1 protein-coding gene is annotated in these 297 nt (G+C 70.7%); it reads right to left on the bottom strand.

From position 1 onward, the window contains the following. The coding region (locus ACNQ0T_RS23820; RefSeq protein ID WP_417930456.1) for an ABC transporter ATP-binding protein at positions 1-228 on the bottom strand (228 nt) is incomplete at its 3' end. Positions 229-297: the final 69 nt, after the last annotated feature.

The raw sequence follows: 297 nt of genomic DNA, 5'->3' as shown, positions 1-297 counted from the left end.
CACGCTCAACTGGTCCTTCAGGCCGGGCTTGTGGGCGATGTAGAGCAGTTCCTGTTCGACATGCACCCGCCCGGCGATCGGCGCGCTGAGGCCGCAGATCAGCCGCAGCAGGCTGGTCTTGCCGGCGCCGTTGCGGCCCTGGACCCAGAGCAGATCGCCCGGGTGCAGGGCCAGGTCCACGCCCTCGAACAAGGGCCGCCCGCCGCGTGACTGCCCGAGCTGCTGCAACAGCAGCGCCGGGGGGCGGGCAAGGTGGGGCGTGACGGCTGACAGCGATATGCCGGCACTCTAGGGAGG

The organism is Enterobacter cloacae complex sp.6700776, assembly GCF_048284255.1.
Taxonomy (GTDB): Bacteria; Pseudomonadota; Gammaproteobacteria; order Enterobacterales; family Enterobacteriaceae; genus Enterobacter; species Enterobacter intestinihominis.
This window is presented reverse-complemented; position numbering and strand designations above follow the sequence as displayed.